This window comes from Phenylobacterium sp., from assembly GCF_036963605.1.
Taxonomy (GTDB): domain Bacteria; phylum Pseudomonadota; class Alphaproteobacteria; order Caulobacterales; family Caulobacteraceae; genus Phenylobacterium.
The window spans coordinates 1-14,261 of the sequence record NZ_JBALUY010000082.1 but is presented as its reverse complement, the minus strand read 5'-3'; the positions used below and the strand labels follow the sequence as shown (position 1 = coordinate 14,261).

Genomic DNA, 14,261 nt, shown 5'->3' with positions numbered 1-14,261 from the left:
CCCGCCAGGACGGCGATCAGGGTGCTGGGGTCACGGGCCGGCGCAGGGGTCTGGGCCTGGGCGGGGCCGGCGGCCAGAACCGCCAGGAGGCTGATGGCCAAGGCCTGGCCGAGTACTGTCGCACGCATGATCGCTCCCCGAATTGTCGATCTACCGGCTAGCAGAAGCCTGGCCGAGGCGCGAGGGCTCGCCCCTCAGGCGCGCACCCGTGACAACTGCGAAGGGAGGCCCCAGATTAGGGTCATGCGTGCAGCGGCGCTTCTCCTCCTTGGCGGACTTCTGGCCCTGGCGAGCCCCGCCCTGGCCCAGGAGCGGACGCCCGCCCAACGCCAGACCCTGGTGGACATCGCCTATGTGCTGGGCGAGAGCCACGCCCTGCGCCAGGTCTGCGAAGGCGCCTATGACCAGTACTGGCGCGACCGGATGATCGGCGTGACCGACACCGAGCAGCCCGACGCGGCGCTCGACCGCCGGATGAAGGAGGCCTTCAATTCCGGCTTCGCCGCCCGCCGCACCGAATATCCCCAATGCACCCGGGCCAGCCGAATCGCCGAGGCCGCCGTGGCCCGCCGGGGCCAGAGTCTCGCCAGCCGAATGGGCAGCGTCGCCCACCGGCTCGACCCCCGGGAAGCCGAGGCGCGGCGGCAGGCCCTGGAGCTCGCGCCGCCCGTTTCGCCCTAGGGGACGTCTTGACACAAGGGGGCTCGTCGTCGATCTGGCGCGGCCGCACCGCGGACCCCGAGCGCCGGTCTCTTGGGGAACATTGGGCCTTCCCATTCGCTCATTCCGCGACCCACAGGAGCGGCTCTTGTCTCACAACGACCTCTTGCTGAGCCCATCGGCGGCGACCCGGTGATCATCTCCCTCCTGATCATCGGCGGCCTCGTCTTCCTGGCGTTCGGCGGCGAGATTCTGGTGCGTGGCGCGGTGGGTTCCGCCCGGGTCCTGGGGGTCTCGCCCCTGCTGAGCGGCCTCGTGCTGGTGGGCTTTGGCACCTCGACGCCGGAGCTGGTCACCAGCCTGATCGCGGCGATGCAGAACGCCCCGGACATCGCCGTGGGCAATGTGGTGGGCTCCAACATCGCCAACATCCTGCTGATCCTCGGGATCACTGCGGCGATCACGCCGATCTATGTTCGCCCCCAGGCGATCGGCCGGGACATGATCGCGCTGGGCGCCTCATCGGTGATCTGCCTGCTGGCGGTGGTGGCGGGCTTCATCGACCGCTGGTTCGGCCTGTTCCTGCTCGCCCTGCTCGGGGTCTATCTGGTGGTGACCTATCTGCGGGAGCGCAGCCACGCGGCCGGCGACGCCACTCGGCCCCCCGTCGATCGCGACTGGAAGCGCCTGGGCCGGTTCGCCCTGATGACGGCTGCGGGCATCGCCCTGACGGTGATCGGCGCGCGTCTGCTGGTCGGCGGGGCCATCGAACTGGCCGAAGGGCTGGGCATGCCGCAGCGGGTGATCGGCCTGACCATCGTGGCGGTGGGCACCTCGCTGCCGGAACTGGTGGCCTGTGTCGTCGCCGCCCTGCGCCGCCATGCCGACGTGGCCCTGGGCAATGTGATCGGCTCGAACATCTACAATGTCTTCGGCATTCTCGGGATCACGGCGGCGGTGTCGCCCATCCGCATTCCGCCGGAGATCGCCAATCTGGACATCTGGGTCCTGCTGGCCGCCACCGGCTTGCTGGCCCTGCTGCTGCGCACGGGCGGAGGGCTGAAGCGCCTGGAAGGCGCCGGGTTTCTACTGGCCTATGTGGCCTATACCGGCTTCCTGCTGCTGGCCTGAGCGGCAAGCAGCGTTGAGATCAAGCCAGGGCCTGGGCGTCCTTCAAGCCCTTGCGGGCCAGGGCGTCGGCCCGCTCGTTCAGCACGTGGCCGGAATGGCCCCGCACCCAGCGCCAGTCCACCTGGTGGCGTAGACGCGCCTCGTCCAGGCGCTTCCAGAGGTCGGCGTTCTTGACCGGCTCCTTGGCCGCAGTCTTCCAGCCCCGGGTCTTCCAGCCCGGCAGCCATTCGGTGATGCCCTTCATCACATACTGGCTGTCTGTGTGCAGCTCGACGCGGCAGGGGCGGTTCAGGGTCTCCAGCGCCTGGATGGCGGCCATCATCTCCATGCGGTTGTTGGTGGTCGCCGGCTCGCCGCCGCTGATCTCCTTCTCCCGCTCGCCGAAGATCAGGATGGCCCCCCAGCCGCCGGGGCCGGGATTGCCGCTGCAAGCGCCGTCGGTGAAGATCGTGACCTGCGGCGTCACGGCCGGTCCCCGAACAGGACGAGGTCGGTGGCGCTGCGATGGACCGCCAGCTTGCGCTCGTATTCCAGGGGATCCTTCGGCCGTACCAGGGCGCCGGCCGGCGTCGCCCCCCAGTCGTTCAGCCGCGTCAGGAAAAAGCGCATGGCCGCCCCGTGGGCCAGGACCGGCAGGGCGTTGCGCTCGGCGTCGCTCAAGGGGCGGTGGGTCTCGTAGCCCGCCACCAGGGCCCGGGCGCTGGTGATGTTGAAGCTGCCGTCGGCCTCGAAACACCAGGCGTTCAGGGCTACGGCGATGTCGTAGGCCAGCGCATCGACACAGGCGAAATAGAAGTCGATGGCCGCGGCGAACTGCTCGCCCTGGAAAAAGACGTTGTCGGGGAAATAGTCGGCGTGGATGACGCCCGTGGGCAGGTTCGCGGGCCAGTGAGCCGTCAGGTGTTCCAGATCGGCGGCGATGGTGGCGGCCAGGCCCGGCTTCAAGTCCTCGGCCGCGCCCTTCAGCCCGGCGAACAGCGGCCCCCAGGCGTCCTGCCCCAGATCATTGGCCCGGCTCAGGGGAAAGCCGTCGGCCGCCAGGTGCAGCCGAGCCAGGCCTTCGCCGGCCGCCCGGCAATGGTGGGCGGTGGGGCGGCGCACCGACAGGCCCGGCATGAAGCCGACGATCGCCGCGGGCTTGCCGCGCACGTTCTGGATCAGCTCGCCATCGCGGCCGGCCATGGGCGTGGCGCAGGGATAGTCGTGGTCGGCCAGCCAATGCATGAGACCGAGAAAGAAGGGCAGATCGTCAGGGTCCACCCGGCGCTCATAGATGGTCAGGATGAAGCGGCCACGGTCGGTCTCCAGCAGGAAGTTGGAGTTCTCCACGCCCTCAGCGATGCCCTTGAAGGTCTGGGCCGCGCCCAGGTCGTAGCGGGCGAGCAGCTGCGCGAGCTCTTCGTCGGAGATATCGGTATAGACAGCCATGGCCGCGGGCATGGGGTAGGCCGCAGGCTCGGTCAAGCCGGCGAGGGGGTCCGGTGGGTATTTTCCCTACCGGGCTAGGCGGTCTCGGTCTCGGCCAGGAGGCGCGGCAGCTTGAAGGTCACCGACTCGCGGGCGGCCTCCTCCATCTCGATGGTCAGGTCGAAACGCTCGGCCAGCCTGTCGATCACGCCCTGCACCAGATCCTCGGGCGCCGAGGCGCCGGCGGTGACACCCACGGTCTGCGCGCCGTCCAGCCAGGCGAAGTCCAGGGCGCTGGCGTCGTCGATCAGGTGCGCCCGGCAGCCGGCGCGGGCGCCCACCTCGGCCAGTCGCACTGAGTTCGAGGAGTTGGCCGAACCGATCACCAGCAGGACGTCGGCCCGCGCCGAGACCGACTTCACCGCCTCCTGGCGGTTGGTGGTGGCGTAGCAGATGTCCTCCTTGTGGGGGGCGGCCATCTGCGGGAAGCGGGCGCGCAGGGCGCCGACGATGCCGGCCGTGTCGTCCACCGAGAGCGTCGTCTGGGTGGCGAAGGCGAGGTTGGCCGGATCCTTGGGCGTAAAGGTCTTGGCGTCCTCGACGGTCTCGATCAGGGTGACGACGCCGTCGGGCAGCTGCCCCATGGTGCCGATCACCTCAGGGTGGCCCGCGTGGCCGATCAGCACGATCTCCTTGCCGGCCTCATAGTGGCGCTGGGCCTCCACATGGACTTTCGAGACCAGCGGACAAGTGGCGTCGAGATAGAGCATCTGCCGGCGTCCGGCTTCGGCGGGCACCGACTTGGGCACGCCATGGGCGGAAAACACCACCGGCCGGTCGTTCGGGCACTCGTCCAGTTCTTCGACGAAGATGGCGCCCAGGCTCCGCAGCCGATCGACCACGTGGCGGTTGTGGACGATCTCGTGGCGCACATAGACGGGCGCGCCATATTTCTCGATGGCCCGCTCGACGATCTGGATCGCCCTGTCGACGCCGGCGCAGAAGCCCCGGGGGGCGGCCAGAAGAACGGTCAGCGGCTTGCGCACAGCTACGGGCTCGGGGGCAGGGCTCATGCCTTGGAAGTTAGGGGTTTGCAGCCCGCGCCGCCAGCCGCGTTGCGGCCTCAATCGAGAACCATTAGTACAGGCCTTGCATGCGCGGGGCCCCCGCGCCGACAATTCTGGACGTTTGATGCGCCGTTATCTGCTTGCCGCTCTCACCCTGGCGCTCGCCGCCGCGTCCTTCCCGGCGCAGAGCCTGGCCCAGGGGCGCAGCCAAAACCCGGAGGCCCGCTCCGAGCAGGCCAGCGACCGTCGCCAGCGCCAGACCGAGTGGGGCGACCGCCAGGCGCCGCTGCCGCAACTGCGGAACGCCGGCCCCTGCCCCTATGTGAAGGTGCTCTATGACGCCGGGCGCTATGTGGAGTTTGCCGGCGGCCAGGAGGCCTCTGCCGCCGTGGGCTATTCCGGCGAAATCCAGGGGATTTCGGCCGGCTGTTCCTATGAGGACGAGGAGCCGATTTCGGTGGTGATGGAGCTCCTGTTCGAGCTCGGCCGTGGCCCCACCGCCCAGGGCTCGCAGAAGACCTATCGCTATTGGGTCGCGGTGACCAAGCGCAACGATGCCGTCATCGCCAAGGAATATTTCGACCTGCCGGTGACCTTCAGGCCCGGCGAGGATCGCACCTATGTGCGCCAAATGGTCGAAGGCATCGTCATTCCCCGGGCTCAGCTGACCACCAGCGGGGCGAACTTCGAGGTTCTGGTGGGCTTTGATGTAACGCCGGAGATGGCCGAGTTTAATCGGGCCGGGAAGCGCTTCCGTATCGACGTCGGGACCGACGTGGCCGCCGGGACCGCGCAAGCCAACCAATGACTGACCTCAAGAGGGGCCTGGGGGAGGCGGTTTCGGCCGCCTTCGCCGCTGCGGGTCTGCCGGCCGAGCTTGGCCGTGTGACGCCGTCCGACCGGCCCGACCTGGCCGATTTTCAATGCAATGGCGCCCTGGCGGCGGCGAAGCAGGCGCGCCGCGACCCCCGCGAGATCGCCGCTGGCGTGGTGGCCGAGCTGGCCAAGGATCCGCGGCTGGCTTCGGTGGAAATCGCCGGCCTGGGCTTCATCAATATGCGGGTGGCGTCTGAGGCCCTGTCGATCCGGGCCAATGAGCTGGCCGGGGACCCTCGCCTGGGCGCAGCCCTCATCGAGGCCCCCCGCCGGGTGCTGGTGGACTATGGCGGCCCCAATGTCGCCAAGCCCATGCATGTGGGCCATCTGCGCTCGTCCATCATTGGCGAGGCGGTCAAGCGGCTCTACCGGTTCCGCGGCGACGAGGTGGTCGGCGACGCCCACTTCGGCGACTGGGGCTATCAGATGGGCCTGCTGATCGGGGCGGTCTGCGACGAGGATTCCTTCGTCGCCAAGCTGGTCGAGCAGGTCAATGCGCGCGCCACGCCCCTGACCGAGGCGGACGAGGCCCAGGCCTTCGCGGCCCTCGACGAGCGCGTCAGCCTGGCCGATCTCGATCGCCTCTATCCCATGGCTGCGGCCAGGGGGAAGGAAGACCCTGACTATCGCGACCGGGCCCGCAAGCTGACCGCCGAGCTACAGGCGCACAATCCGGGCTATCATCTGCTGTGGCGCCACTTCGCCCGGGTGACCCAGGTGGCCCTTGAGCGGGACTTCCACGCCATCGGCGTCGATTTCGACCTCTGGAAGGGGGAGAGCGACGCCGATCCCCTGATCCCGGACATGGTCAAGGACCTGGAAGCCAAGGGCTTGCTGGTCGAGGACCAGGGCGCGCGCATCATCCGCGTCAACCGCCAGGGCGACAAGCGCGAGCTGCCGCCCCTGCTGGTGGTGTCGTCCGAGGGCTCGGCCATGTACGGCACGACTGACCTCGCCACCATCCTGGACCGCAAGCAGAGCTTCGGCCCTGACCATGTGCTCTATGTGGTCGATCAGCGGCAGGCCGACCATTTCGAGATCGTCTTCCGGGCGGCCTATCTCGCCGGCTACGCCGAGGACGGCAGCCTCGAGCATATCGGCTTCGGCACGATGAACGGGACCGACGGCAAGCCCTTCAAGACCCGCGAGGGCGGCGTGTTGAAGCTGCACGACCTGATCGAGATGACCCGGGACAAGGCCCGCGAACGCCTGAAAGAAGCCGACCTGGGCGCCGGGCTCGACGCCGCAGCATTCGAAGACACCGCCCACAAGGTCGCCGTGGCGGCCCTGAAGTTCGCCGACCTGCAGAATTTCCGCGGCACCTCCTATGTGTTCGACCTCGATCGCTTCACCAGCTTCGAGGGCAAGACTGGCCCCTATCTGCTCTATCAGGCGGTGCGGGTGAAATCGGTGCTGCGAAAGGCCGCCGACGAGGGGTCCGAGGGCGGCGAAATCCTGGTCGCCGAGCCGGCCGAGCGCGAGCTGGTTCTGCTGCTGGACGCCTTCGATCAGGCCTTGTCCGAGGCCTATGAGCGCAAGGCGCCCAACTTCATCGCCGACCACGCCTACAAGCTGGCCCAAGCCTTCTCGCGCTTCTATGCGGCCTGTCCGATCCTGATCGCCGAGCCGCCGGTCAAGGCCTCGCGCCTGTCCCTGGCCAAGGTCACCCTGCAGCAGCTCGAACTGGCCCTGGACCTCCTGGGTATCGAGACCCCCGAACGCATGTAGTCTCTCCGTCGAGCACGGGCGGAGAGCGCATGAGGTTCTGGCTGTTGACCTATGTGGGCGCGGCGATCGCCGAGATCGCCGGCTGCTTCGCCTTCTGGGCCTGGGCGCGCCACGGCCAGAGCATCCTCTGGCTCATTCCCGGCCTCGTCTGCCTGGCCCTGTTCGCCTGGCTGCTCACCCTGATCGACGCGCCGCACGCCGGCCGGACCTACGCCGCCTATGGCGGGATCTATATCGCCTCGACCCTGGCCTGGCTGTGGGCGGTGGAGGGGGTTCGGCCCGACCGTTGGGACCTGATCGGCGTCTGCATCTGCCTCGTGGGCGCTGGGGTCATTCTGTTTGGGCCGCGATCGCCGGTCATCTAGCTCTTGACTGAAGTTCATCATTTCCATAAATATTGAAATATGGAAATAGATACCGCTCTGAGGCGCCTCTCCGCCCTGGCCCAGCAAGGTCGGCTGGAGGTCTTTCGTCTTCTGGTCCAGTCAGGCGCCGCCGGCCTGCCGGCAGGCGACCTGGCCAGGGCGGCCGGAGTCGCGCCCAATACGCTCTCGGCCCAACTCACCATCCTCACCAACGCCGGCCTGGCCAGGTCCCGTCGGGAGGGGCGTTCGATCATCTACAGCGCCGACTATGACGGCATGGGCGACCTGCTCCTCTACCTGATGCAGGACTGCTGTCAGGGCCGCCCGGAGGTCTGCGATCCCGTGGCGGCGGCCGCCGCCCAATCCTGTTGCGATCAGAAGGAAGGAATGCCCGCATGAAGCGTCTGCATGTGCACGTCTCGGTCGAGGACCTGGACCGCTCCACCGAATTCTACGCCACCCTGTTCGGCGCCCAGCCCACCGTGGTGAAGGACGACTACGCCAAGTGGCAGCTGGAGGACCCGAAGGTGAACTTCGCCATCTCCACCCACGGCGGGCGTGTCGGCGTCGATCATCTGGGCATCCAGGTGGAGGAGGGCGCGGAACTGGCCGTATTGGCCGATCGACTCAAGGCCGCCGGCGAGACCACCTTTGATCAGGAGGCGGCCACCTGCTGCTACGCCCGGTCGGACAAGTCCTGGGTCAGCGATCCGTCCGGTCTGCGCTGGGAGACCTTCCACACCTTTGGCGAGGCGACCACCTATGGCGAGGACGCCGTTCCGGCCATGGCGACTGCGACTCCCGCCGCCGCCTGCTGCGGCGCCAAGCCCAAGGCAGAAGCTTCGCCCGCCTGCTGCTAACGAAGAAGCCTATCTCCAGGTCGGCACGCCTGCGGGCTCATCGTCGGCGGGCGCTGCGGCGCTTAACTGGGCGTCGCCCTACGCCGTGCCGGCGCGCGAACTTTGCGCGTTGACTCCCAACGGGTGATCGCGGAGTTTCCGGAAACTCCTCGCGGGAGAGTCCGGCCCTTCACGGGACCGGCGCCGAAGGCGCAACCGCCCCGGAAACGCTCAGGCAAACGGACCGCGAAGAGCTGATGAACGCTGGAAAGCAGCCCGCCGAAAGGTAGGGCTCGCCGAAGGAGCAATGGGCGCGGGCCTGATCGTCCGCCTCTAAATCTCTCAGGCTCAGGGACAGCGGGGGCGCGTGTCGAGAATGGGCGACCAAGGCCCCGGCGCGTCGCATCATCAGCCGGAGGCCCACCGTGTCGGACGAGACGCTAAAGCAGACGCCCCTCTACGCCGCCCACCTCGAGGCCGGCGCCCGCATGGTGCCCTTCGCCGGCTATTCCATGCCTGTGCAATACAGGGACGGGGTGCTCAAGGAGCACCTCTGGACCCGTGAGAACGCCGGCCTGTTCGACGTCTCGCATATGGGCCAGGCCCGCCTGCGGGGCGTCTCGCCCCTGTCAGCCTTTGAGGAGGTGACGCCCGGCGACTTCATCGGCCTGAAGCCCGGCAAGCAGCGCTACTCCGTCCTTCTGAACAAGAAGGGCGGGATCATCGACGATCTGATGGCCGGCCGCCCCGATGACGACGGCCTGTTCGTGGTGGTCAACGGCGCCTGCAAGGAGAACGACTTCAAGGTCATCGACGACGAACTGGCCGGCCAGGTGCGAATCGATCGCCTGGAGGACCGAGCGTTGATGGCCCTGCAGGGGCCGAAGGCCGCGCAGGTGCTGGCCATTCATGCGCCGGACGCCGCAAAACTGGCCTTCATGGAGACCGCGGCGATCACAGCCTTTGGCGTCGAGGCCATTGTTTCGCGCTCGGGCTATACCGGCGAGGACGGCTACGAGATCTCCGTGCCGGGCGAGGCGGCGTTGCGCATCTGGAATACCCTGTTGGCCGATGAGCGGGTCCGACCCATCGGCCTGGGCGCCCGTGACAGCCTGCGCCTGGAGGCCGGGCTTCCGCTCTATGGACACGACCTGGACGAGACGGTGTCGCCCATCGAGGCGGGGCTCGGCTTTGCGGTCTCCAAGAAGCGTCGTGACGCCCGCGACTTCCCCGGCGCCCGCCGCATCGCCGCCGAACTGGCCGGTGAGGTGGCTCGCAAGGCGGTCGGCCTGAAGGTCGAGGGCGCGCCGGCCCGGGAAGGCGCGGAGATCGCCGACGCCGACGGCAAGGTCGTGGGCGTGGTCACCTCCGGCGGTTTCGCCCCCAGCCTTGGCTATCCTATTGCGCTCGGCTTCGTGCCGCCGGCCCTGGCTGCGGCTGGCACGGCGCTGAAGGTGATCGTGCGCGGCAAGCTGCAGAGCGCCCAGGTGGTTGCAACCCCATTCGTCCCCCACCGCTATGTGCGCAAGGTCTAGAGAAGGAATGTCCGCAATGCGCTTCACCAAGGACCACGAATGGGTCGCCCTCGACGGCGACGTGGCCACCATCGGGATCACCGCCTACGCCGCCGAGCAGCTGGGCGACGTGGTCTTCGTCGAGACCCCCGAGGTCGGCAAGAGCGTCACCGCCGGCGAGGGTCTGGCCGTGGTCGAGAGCGTCAAGGCCGCTTCGGACGTCTACGCTCCCCTGTCGGGCGAGGTGGTCGAGGCCAACGCCGCCCTGGCCGATGCGCCGGAAACGGTCAATCAGGCTCCCGAAGCCGACGGCTGGTTCGCCAGGGTCAAGATCGCCGATCCGTCGGCCTATGAGGCGCTGATGGACCGCGCCGCCTACGACGCCTTCCTGGAGAGCCTGTAAGCCCCATGCGTTACCTGCCGCTCACGCCCGACGACCGCGCCCAGATGCTGGGCGTGATCGGCGTTGCGACCATCGATGACCTGTTCGCCGACGTGCCGGCGGCTGCGCGCAAGTCCGAGACCTTCGACCTGCCCGACCATGCGGGCGAGCTGGAGGTGGAGCGTGAGCTTGTGGGGCTGGCGGCCCTGAACCGCGCGGCGGGGGCCGGACCGTTCTTCTGCGGCGCAGGCGCCTATCGCCATCATGTGCCGGCGACGGTGGACCACATCATCCAGCGCTCGGAATTCCTGACCAGCTATACGCCCTACCAGCCCGAGATCGCCCAGGGGACCCTGCAGGTCCTGTTCGAATTCCAGACCCAGGTCGCGGCCCTGACCGGTCTCGATGTGGCCAACGCCTCCATGTACGACGGCTCCACGGCCTGCGCCGAGGCCGTCATGATGGCCCGTCGGGTGACCCGCCGGAAGAAGGCGATCCTCTCGGGCGGCCTGCATCCGCACTACGCCGCCACCACCCAGACCATCGCCCATGCCGAGGGCATGGACATCGTCCGCCAGGCCGTCGCCATCGACGCCGAGGCCGCGGTGGTCGAGGCCATCGACGCCGAGACCGCCTGTGTCGTGGTCCAGACCCCCAATGTGTTCGGCGTCGCCACCGACGTGACGGCCATCGCCGAGGCGGCCCACAAGGCCGGCGCGCTGCTGATCGTGGTGACCACCGAGGCGGTGTCCTACGGCCTGCTCAAGTCGCCCGGCGAAATGGGCGCCGACATCGCCGTGGCCGAGGGCCAGTCGATCGGCAACGCCCTGAACTTCGGCGGCCCCTATATCGGTCTGTTCGCCTGTCGCGAAAAACTGGTCCGGCAGATGCCTGGCCGCCTGTGCGGCGAGACCGTGGACGCCGACGGCCGCCGCGGCTTCGTGCTCACCCTGTCCACCCGCGAGCAGCATATCCGCCGGGAAAAGGCGACCTCGAACATCTGCACCAATTCGGGGCTCTGCGCGCTGGCCTTCACCATCCATCTGACCCTGCTGGGGGAGGTGGGCCTGCGGCAGCTGGCCGCCATCAACCACGCCAAGGCGCGGCGCCTGGCCCAGGCTCTGGGAGCCATCGCGGGCGTCGAGGTGCTGACGAAGCGCTTCTTCAACGAGATCGCCGTGCGCCTGCCCGGCGACGCTGCGGCCATGGTCGAGGGCCTGCTGGACGACGGCGTCGTGGCCGGCGTGCCCTTCTCCCGCCTGGATCCGGCCGCGGGGCTGGACGACGTCCTGCTTTGCGCCGCCACCGAAATGACCCTGGACGAGGATATCGACGCCTTCGCCCAGGCCCTGGCCCGGAGGATCGGCCGATGACCATGCAGAATGTCGGCCGGCCCACCCGGCCCGAAGACGTGCAGCCCCTGGAGACCGGTTTCGCCTCCCTGACCGGCGGCCGCGGCCTGTTGCAGGACGAGGCGCTGATCTTTGAACGCGACGGCTGGACCAAGACCGGCGTCGATCTGCCGAAGGCCGATCTCGACGGCTCGGATCTCGGCGACCTGGCCCGCGCGGCGCCCATCGGCCTGCCGGGCCTGTCTGAGCCTGAGGCCATGCGCCACTATGTGCGCCTGTCCCAGAAGAACCACGCCATCGACCTGGCCCTCTATCCCCTGGGCTCGTGCACGATGAAGCACAATCCGCGCCTGAACGAGAAGATGGCGCGGCTGGCGGGCTTTGCCGACCTGCACCCCATGGCCCCCCTGCCCACCGTCCAGGGCGCCCTGGCCCTGATGGACCGCCTGTCGCACTGGCTGAAGACCCTGACCGGCATGCCGGCGGTCGCCCTGTCGCCCAAGGCCGGCGCCCACGGCGAGCTGTGCGGCCTGCTGGCCATCCGCGCCGCCCATGAGGCCAAGGGCGATCCCCGTCGCCGGGTGCTGGTGCCGACCTCGGCCCATGGGACCAATCCGGCCACGGCGGCCTTTGTCGGCTATTCGGTGACCGAGATCGCCCAGACCGAGGACGGCCGGGTGGATCTGGCCGATCTCGCCGCCAAGCTCGGCCCCGACGTGGCGGCCATCATGGTGACCAATCCCAACACCTGTGGCCTGTTCGAGCGCGACATCATCGAGATCGCCCGGCTGACCCACGAGGCCGGGGCCTACTTCTACTGCGACGGCGCCAACTTCAACGCCATCGTCGGCCGGGTACGCCCCGGCGACCTGGGCGTCGACGCCATGCACATCAACCTGCACAAGACCTTCTCTACCCCGCACGGGGGCGGCGGTCCGGGCGCGGGGCCTGTGGTGCTGTCCGAAGCGCTCGCGCCCTTCGCGCCGGCGCCCTGGGTGGTCCATGGGGCGAACGGCCTGACCCTGGTCGAGGAGACGGTGGAAGAGGCCGCCCAGGCCTTTGGCCGCATGAGCGCCTTCCACGGCCAGATGGGCATGTTCGTGCGCGCCTACGCCTATATGCGCAGCCATGGGGCCGACGGCCTGCGGCAGGTGGCCGAGGACGCCGTCCTCAACGCCAACTACATCAAGGCCCGGCTTTCCGGCGTCATGACCCCGGCCTTCCCCGAGGGGCCGTGCATGCACGAGGCCCTGTTCGACGACTCCTGGCTGGAGGGGACCGGCGTCACCACGCTCGACTTCGCCAAGGCGATGATCGACGAGGGCTTCCACCCCATGACCATGTACTTCCCGCTGGTGGTGCATGGGGCGATGCTGATCGAGCCCACCGAGACGGAGTCCAAGCAGGAGCTGGACCGCTTCTGCGACGCCCTGGTGGCGCTCGCCCAGGCGGCCAAGGCCGGCGACGTGGACCGCTTCAAGGGCGCGCCCTACCTGGCCCCCATGCGTCGGCTGGACGAAACCCTGGCCGCCCGCAAGCCTCGCCTGACCTGGAAACCGGAGTCAGGTGTGGCGCCGGCGCCGCTCGCCGCAGAATAGCAGCGTTAAGGTCCAGAAAGCGGCCGGCTGTCGCCTTACTTTCAGCCTGACGCGGCACATATGAGGAAAGCGCGCGGGGGCCCCGCCTCCCCGACAGGGTCAGACCGCGCGCGATCCCAGGTTTGCTAGCGTGTCTCTCGCCATCTCCGCGCGGCCTCATGGCCACACCTCCGCTCCAAGCGGCCTCGGCCAGCTGCTGCGCCGCATGCTGCGGCTTGGTCTGGTAGGGCTTGGAGGGCTGATCGTCCTGGCGGGCGTGCTGATCGCGCCCCTGCCGGGTCCCATGGGCCTGCCCGTGGCGGCCGTGGGGCTGATGATTATTTTGCGGAATTCCTACAAGGCCCGGCGGGCCTTCGTTCGGTTCCAGCGAGCCCATCCCCGGACGCTGAGCCCGGTGCGGCGGCTGCTGAAGCGCAGGCCTGAGGTCTTGCCTGTGGCCTGGCAGATGATGCTGAGAACCGAGCGCCTGATCGTCCCGCGGGGCTATCGGGTGGCGGTCCGCAGCCGGCGTCTGTTCCGACGCCGGCGCAGAGCCTCGACTATTGTAGCTTAGAGGCCATCTGGCCGATCGCCCGGTCCACCAGGGGATCGGTGGTGGCTGCGGCCAGACGGGCCGAGAGGACGCTGCGGGCGGCCTCGGCGGCCATGTCGGCGGCGGCGGCCTTCACGTCGGCCATAGCCTGGGCCTCGGCGGTGGCGATCTTGCGCTCGGCCATCTCGGTCCGGCGGACGATCTGCTCTTCCAGCTTTACCGCCGCGTCCTTGCGCATGCGCTCGGAGTCTTCCTTGGCCTGGGCCATCATGTCGGCGGCCAGGCGTTCGGTCTCTTCCCGTTGGGCCTTGATCTCGGTCAGCAGGCGCTCTGCCTCGGCCCGCAGGCGCTGGGCCTCGTCGAGCTCGGCCTGGATCCGCTCGGCGCGGGAGTCCAGGGCCTTGGCCATGGCGGCGGGCACCTTCAGATAGATCAGCAGTCCGAAGAAGATCAGGACGGCGACCAGAACCCAGAATTCGGGGGTTATGAAAAAGGACATGTCGTCTCTCTCCTCAGGCCGCGTTGCGCGCGATGGCCGCATCGACCTCGGCGCGAGTCGGCGCCTGGCCGCTCAGCTTCTCGACGATGGCCTCGGCGGTTTCAGCCGCCACGGTGCGGACATTGGCCATGGCCCGGTCGCGACCGGCCGCGATGGCGGCGTCGGCCTCGGCCAGACGGACGTTGAGCTTGGCTTCTTCGGCGGCGTTGCGGCTGTCGGCCTCGGCCTTGGCGGCGGCCTTGGCTTCGGCGGCGGTCTTCTGCGCCCGGGCGCGGGCCTGGGCCAGTTCAGCCGCAGCTTCCGCCGACTGG

At 68.7% G+C, this 14,261-nt stretch carries 16 protein-coding genes, 1 pseudogene and 1 riboswitch; of the genes and pseudogenes, 12 read left to right on the top strand and 5 right to left on the bottom strand.

The window, feature by feature from the left end; translation table 11 throughout:
• Nucleotides 1-243 precede the first annotated feature (243 nt).
• Both V7702_RS14220 and V7702_RS14215 read left to right on the top strand, forming a co-directional pair.
• Nucleotides 244-681 carry a TIGR02301 family protein gene (locus tag V7702_RS14220; RefSeq protein ID WP_335650754.1) on the top strand — a complete coding sequence of 146 codons (438 nt, stop codon included), beginning with the start codon at nt 244-246 and terminating at the stop codon, nt 679-681.
• 171 nt (nt 682-852) lie between these two features.
• A complete protein-coding gene (locus tag V7702_RS14215) occupies nt 853-1,791 on the top strand; it encodes a calcium/sodium antiporter (protein WP_335650753.1) in 939 nt (312 codons plus the stop codon).
• Nucleotides 1,792-1,810: 19 nt separating this feature from the next.
• Here V7702_RS14215 and rnhA read toward each other — a convergent pair whose 3' ends face one another.
• From rnhA to ispH, 3 genes are all read right to left on the bottom strand, one after another.
• Nucleotides 1,811-2,257: a ribonuclease HI gene (gene rnhA, locus V7702_RS14210; RefSeq protein ID WP_335650752.1), complete on the bottom strand. Its 447-nt coding sequence runs from the start codon at nt 2,255-2,257 to the stop codon at nt 1,811-1,813.
• Nucleotides 2,254-3,219, bottom strand: a complete 966-nt coding sequence (gene thrB / locus V7702_RS14205; protein ID WP_335650756.1) for a homoserine kinase — start codon at nt 3,217-3,219, stop codon at nt 2,254-2,256. The genes rnhA and thrB overlap by 4 nt, the downstream gene beginning before the upstream one ends.
• A 74-nt stretch (nt 3,220-3,293) precedes the next feature.
• Entirely contained in the window at nt 3,294-4,271 is a 978-nt protein-coding gene (ispH, locus tag V7702_RS14200) for a 4-hydroxy-3-methylbut-2-enyl diphosphate reductase (RefSeq protein ID WP_335650751.1), read from the bottom strand.
• Nucleotides 4,272-4,389: 118 nt separating this feature from the next.
• On the opposite strand from ispH, the gene V7702_RS14195 reads away from it, so the two are divergent.
• The 10 genes from V7702_RS14195 (at nt 4,390) to V7702_RS14150 (ending at nt 13,472) form a co-directional block, all read left to right on the top strand.
• Complete coding sequence (locus tag V7702_RS14195; RefSeq protein ID WP_335650750.1) at nt 4,390-5,073, top strand: Tat pathway signal sequence domain protein; 684 nt, start codon at nt 4,390-4,392, stop codon at nt 5,071-5,073.
• Nucleotides 5,070-6,869 carry an arginine--tRNA ligase gene (gene argS / locus V7702_RS14190; RefSeq protein WP_335650749.1) on the top strand — a complete coding sequence of 600 codons (1,800 nt, stop codon included), beginning with the start codon at nt 5,070-5,072 and terminating at the stop codon, nt 6,867-6,869. The genes V7702_RS14195 and argS overlap by 4 nt, the downstream gene beginning before the upstream one ends.
• A 29-nt stretch (nt 6,870-6,898) precedes the next feature.
• Nucleotides 6,899-7,234 (top strand): YnfA family protein, encoded by a 336-nt coding sequence (locus V7702_RS14185; RefSeq protein WP_335650748.1) that lies wholly within the window; start codon nt 6,899-6,901, stop codon nt 7,232-7,234.
• A 39-nt stretch (nt 7,235-7,273) separates the two neighbouring features.
• Nucleotides 7,274-7,633 (top strand): ArsR/SmtB family transcription factor, encoded by a 360-nt coding sequence (locus V7702_RS14180; RefSeq protein ID WP_335650747.1) that lies wholly within the window; start codon nt 7,274-7,276, stop codon nt 7,631-7,633.
• Complete coding sequence (locus V7702_RS14175) at nt 7,630-8,094, top strand: ArsI/CadI family heavy metal resistance metalloenzyme (RefSeq protein ID WP_335650746.1); 465 nt, start codon at nt 7,630-7,632, stop codon at nt 8,092-8,094. Before V7702_RS14180 ends, V7702_RS14175 begins: the two co-directional genes overlap by 4 nt.
• Nucleotides 8,095-8,236: 142 nt before the next feature.
• A riboswitch (glycine riboswitch) is annotated at nt 8,237-8,330 on the top strand.
• A gap of 168 nt (nt 8,331-8,498) precedes the next feature.
• A complete protein-coding gene (gene gcvT, locus V7702_RS14170) occupies nt 8,499-9,608 on the top strand; it encodes a glycine cleavage system aminomethyltransferase GcvT (RefSeq protein WP_335650745.1) in 1,110 nt (369 codons plus the stop codon).
• Between the two features lie 16 nt (nt 9,609-9,624).
• Complete coding sequence (gene gcvH, locus V7702_RS14165; RefSeq protein WP_335650755.1) at nt 9,625-9,990, top strand: glycine cleavage system protein GcvH; 366 nt, start codon at nt 9,625-9,627, stop codon at nt 9,988-9,990.
• 5 nt (nt 9,991-9,995) lie between these two features.
• Nucleotides 9,996-11,342, top strand: coding sequence for an aminomethyl-transferring glycine dehydrogenase subunit GcvPA (gene gcvPA / locus V7702_RS14160; RefSeq protein ID WP_335650744.1), 1,347 nt, complete (start codon nt 9,996-9,998; stop codon nt 11,340-11,342).
• Complete coding sequence (gcvPB, locus tag V7702_RS14155) at nt 11,339-12,919, top strand: aminomethyl-transferring glycine dehydrogenase subunit GcvPB (RefSeq protein ID WP_335650743.1); 1,581 nt, start codon at nt 11,339-11,341, stop codon at nt 12,917-12,919. The genes gcvPA and gcvPB overlap by 4 nt, the downstream gene beginning before the upstream one ends.
• A 130-nt stretch (nt 12,920-13,049) precedes the next feature.
• The gene (locus V7702_RS14150) at nt 13,050-13,472 is read left to right on the top strand and encodes a hypothetical protein (RefSeq protein WP_335650742.1); all 423 of its coding nucleotides are present in this window, start codon (nt 13,050-13,052) and stop codon (nt 13,470-13,472) included.
• Here the strand turns inward: V7702_RS14150 and V7702_RS14145 are convergent.
• Nucleotides 13,459-13,950: a F0F1 ATP synthase subunit B gene (locus V7702_RS14145; RefSeq protein ID WP_335650741.1), complete on the bottom strand. Its 492-nt coding sequence runs from the start codon at nt 13,948-13,950 to the stop codon at nt 13,459-13,461. The two genes, V7702_RS14150 and V7702_RS14145, sit on opposite strands and share 14 nt — an antisense overlap.
• 13 nt (nt 13,951-13,963) lie before the next feature.
• Nucleotides 13,964-14,261 (bottom strand): annotated as a pseudogene (locus tag V7702_RS14140) (hypothetical protein); the annotation flags it as partial.

Bases quoted from the DNA above. Each gene is read 5' to 3' on its own strand.
- V7702_RS14220 (WP_335650754.1), top strand. From the start codon at position 244: ATGCGTGCAGCGGCGCTTCTCCTCCTTGGCGGACTTCTGGCCCTGGCG.
- thrB (WP_335650756.1), bottom strand. From the start codon at position 3,219: ATGGCTGTCTATACCGATATCTCCGACGAAGAGCTCGCGCAGCTGCTC.
- gcvH (WP_335650755.1), top strand. From the start codon at position 9,625: ATGCGCTTCACCAAGGACCACGAATGGGTCGCCCTCGACGGCGACGTG.
- V7702_RS14180 (WP_335650747.1), top strand. From the start codon at position 7,274: ATGGAAATAGATACCGCTCTGAGGCGCCTCTCCGCCCTGGCCCAGCAA.
- argS (WP_335650749.1), top strand. From the start codon at position 5,070: ATGACTGACCTCAAGAGGGGCCTGGGGGAGGCGGTTTCGGCCGCCTTC.
- V7702_RS14195 (WP_335650750.1), top strand. From the start codon at position 4,390: ATGCGCCGTTATCTGCTTGCCGCTCTCACCCTGGCGCTCGCCGCCGCG.
- gcvPA (WP_335650744.1), top strand. From the start codon at position 9,996: ATGCGTTACCTGCCGCTCACGCCCGACGACCGCGCCCAGATGCTGGGC.
- gcvPB (WP_335650743.1), top strand. From the start codon at position 11,339: ATGACCATGCAGAATGTCGGCCGGCCCACCCGGCCCGAAGACGTGCAG.
- V7702_RS14185 (WP_335650748.1), top strand. From the start codon at position 6,899: ATGAGGTTCTGGCTGTTGACCTATGTGGGCGCGGCGATCGCCGAGATC.
- V7702_RS14175 (WP_335650746.1), top strand. From the start codon at position 7,630: ATGAAGCGTCTGCATGTGCACGTCTCGGTCGAGGACCTGGACCGCTCC.
- V7702_RS14145 (WP_335650741.1), bottom strand. From the start codon at position 13,950: ATGTCCTTTTTCATAACCCCCGAATTCTGGGTTCTGGTCGCCGTCCTG.
- ispH (WP_335650751.1), bottom strand. From the start codon at position 4,271: ATGAGCCCTGCCCCCGAGCCCGTAGCTGTGCGCAAGCCGCTGACCGTT.